This window comes from uncultured Anaerococcus sp., assembly GCF_937934665.1.
GTDB lineage: Bacteria > Bacillota > Clostridia > Tissierellales > Peptoniphilaceae > Anaerococcus.
In genome coordinates, this window is the sequence record NZ_CALGYW010000039.1 from 1 (window position 1) to 2,859 (window position 2,859).

The 2,859-nt window shown below is 39.1% G+C and carries 2 protein-coding genes and 1 other annotated feature; both genes read left to right on the plus strand.

The window, feature by feature from the left end; genetic code table 11:
- Positions 1-227 (plus strand) — a binding site (T-box leader).
- A 77-nt stretch (positions 228-304) separates the two neighbouring features.
- The gene (locus Q0410_RS01565; RefSeq protein WP_299032178.1) at positions 305-1,546 is read left to right on the plus strand and encodes an argininosuccinate synthase; all 1,242 of its coding nucleotides are present in this window, start codon (positions 305-307) and stop codon (positions 1,544-1,546) included.
- Positions 1,547-2,859 (plus strand): argininosuccinate lyase (gene argH / locus Q0410_RS01570; RefSeq protein ID WP_299032181.1); only part of this gene is annotated, 1,313 nt, incomplete at its 3' end.

Genomic DNA, 2,859 nt, shown 5'->3' on the forward strand with positions numbered 1-2,859 from the left:
AAAAGTGTTGAAGAGAAGAGTAGCTTTCTTAAGACTTAAAGCGAATCCCGTAGAGTGTGAGGGGAGAAGTTAAGAGATTGTGAAAAGAACCTCAGAGCTTGTAGGTCGATACAAGGAGACCTATACGGGCACTCCCGTTACAGAGTTAGAGTATGTTAGTACTTGAAGAGGTCTATTTTGTGAAAAATAGATGAATATGGGTGGTATCACGAGTCTTCGTCCCTTTTGGGATGAAGGCTTTTTTTTATTATCAAAAAAGCGGCACAAATAACTAGTTTTGACAAAAATTTTAGGGAGGAAAACAATGATAAAGAATGAATATGAAGTTTTAAAGGAAGCAAAAAAGGTAGTTTTAGCCTATTCTGGTGGTCTTGATACATCCGTGATGGTGACATGGCTTAAGGAAAATGGTGCCAAGGAAGTTATTTGTGTGTCAGTTGACCTAGGTCAGGTAGAAAACGCTAAGGCCATGGAAGAGAAAGCTTTAAAATCAGGAGCAGAGAAGTTTTATAATATCAATGTAGAAGATGAATTTATAGAAGAGTACGGTTTTAAATCTCTAATGGCAGGGGCCAAGTATGAAAATGTCTATTTATTAGGTACTGCCATAGCTCGTCCACTTATTTCAAAAGTATTGGTAGATGTGGCTAAAAAAGAAGGCGCAGACCTAATAGTCCACGGTTGTACCGGTAAGGGTAACGACCAAATCCGTTTTGAGCTATCTATAATGGCAATCGCTCCAGATATGAAGGTTCTTGCTCCATGGAGGTTCTGGGATATCAAGGGACGTAGCGAGGAAGAAGCCTATGCCAAAGACCATGGCATCAAGCTAAACTTCACCAAAGAAGAAGACTATTCTATGGATGAAAATATCTGGCACTTATCGCACGAGGGTCTTGACCTAGAAGATCCGGAAAATGCGGCAGACTTAGAAAAAATCTTGCACTGGGTGACTCCACCGGAAAAAGCTCCAGATGAGGCAGAGATAGTAGAAATAGAATTTAATAAGGGTAAACCTATAGCCCTAAATGGAGAGAAGCTTAAAGGTTCTGACCTGGTTAAGAAACTAAATGACCTTGCTGGCAAACACGGCATAGGAATAGATGATATAGTTGAATCAAGGATGGTCGGCATGAAATCTAGGGGAATATACGAAAATCCAGCAGCAAGTGTCCTATATTTTGCCCATGAAAAGCTAGAAACAGTTACCCTTCACCCGGATTGTCTCCAATACAAGCAAAAAATGGCTCTTGACTATGCAAATCTAGTCTATGCAGGCAAGTGGATGACACCTCTAAAGTACGCCATGGACGCCTTTATAGAAAAAACTCAGGAAAATGTAACAGGTAAGGTAAAGGTAAAACTTTATAAGGGATCTATGCAACCAGCTGGTATATATGCGACAAATTCTCTATACTTAGAAGAGTATGCAACCTTTGAAGAAGATGATGTTTACAACCAATCAGATGCTACAGGCTTCATAAATTTATTTGGCCTATCAAGTAAAATCTATGCAAAAGCTGTGAAAGAAGGAGACAAGAAATAAATGAAACTATGGAGTGGGATGCTTGATGGAAATTTAAATAAAGATGCAGAAAGCTTTAACTCATCAATAAGAATAGATCAAAGGCTAGTCTTTGATGATATAAAAGGGTCTATAGCCCATGTCAAAATGCTTGGAAGACAAGGGATTATAAAAAAAGAAGAGTCAGAAAAAATCATCGCAGGTCTTAACTTAATAGAAGAAAAACTAAAGGCTAAAACCCTTAAAATAGACCAAGGATCAGAAGACATCCACACCTTTGTAGAAGGAGCTCTAATAGGAGAGATAGGAGAAGTGGGCAAGAAAATGCACACAGCAAGGTCAAGAAATGACCAAGTCACAACTGACCTAAAACTTTTCCTAAAAAGAGAAAGTCTAGAAATAATCAATCTTTTGAAAGTTTATACTAAGAGTCTAACTGACCTAGCGGGAGATAATACCGAGACTATCATGCCAGGTTACACTCACCTCCAGGCAGCCCAACCAGTAAGCCTTGCCCACCATCTTATGGCCTACGCCTTTATGAACCTAAGGGATATAGGAAGGATGGAAGATTATATAAAAAGGTTAAAGCAATTGCCCCTTGGAGCCTGCGCCCTAGCTGGGACTAGCTATGATATAGACAGGGACTTTGTGGCGGCTGAGCTTGGCTTTGACTCTGTTATGGCAAACTCCATGGATGCAGTAAGCGATAGGGACTATATAATGGAGCTTAGTTCAGTCTTATCTATAATTGCAGTCCACCTATCAAGGTTTGCAGAAGAGATAATAAATTGGGCAAGCCCTGCCTATAAATTTATAGATCTAGATGATAAATTTGCCACAGGATCCTCAATCATGCCCCAAAAGAAAAATCCAGATATGGCAGAACTTGTAAGGGGAAAGTCAGCAAGACTTATAGGAAATATGAATCAGGTCTTTGTAATGATGAAAGCACTTCCCTTATCCTACGCCAAGGACATGCAGGAAGATAAGGAATATATCTTTGATTCGATAGATACCATAAAAATGTCCCTAAAAATAATGGCAGGTCAAATTAAAACCCTGACTATAAATAAAGAAAATATGCTAAAGGCATGTAAGGATGGTTTTCTAAATGCAACAGATGTGGCAGATTATTTGGTAAAAAAAGGCCAAAACTTTAGAGACGCCCACCACATAGCAGCAAGACTTGTAAAATACGCCATAGAGAAAAATCTCACTCTAGAAGAGCTTGATATAGGGGTCTATCAAAAAGAATCAGACCTATTTGAAGATGACATCTACCAGGCCATTGACCTTAAAACTTGCCTAAAAATGCGAAAATCAAAAGGTGG

Coding starts and splice junctions, on each gene's coding strand:
- Q0410_RS01565 (WP_299032178.1), top strand. CDS start 305: ATGATAAAGAATGAATATGAAGTTTTAAAGGAAGCAAAAAAGGTAGTT.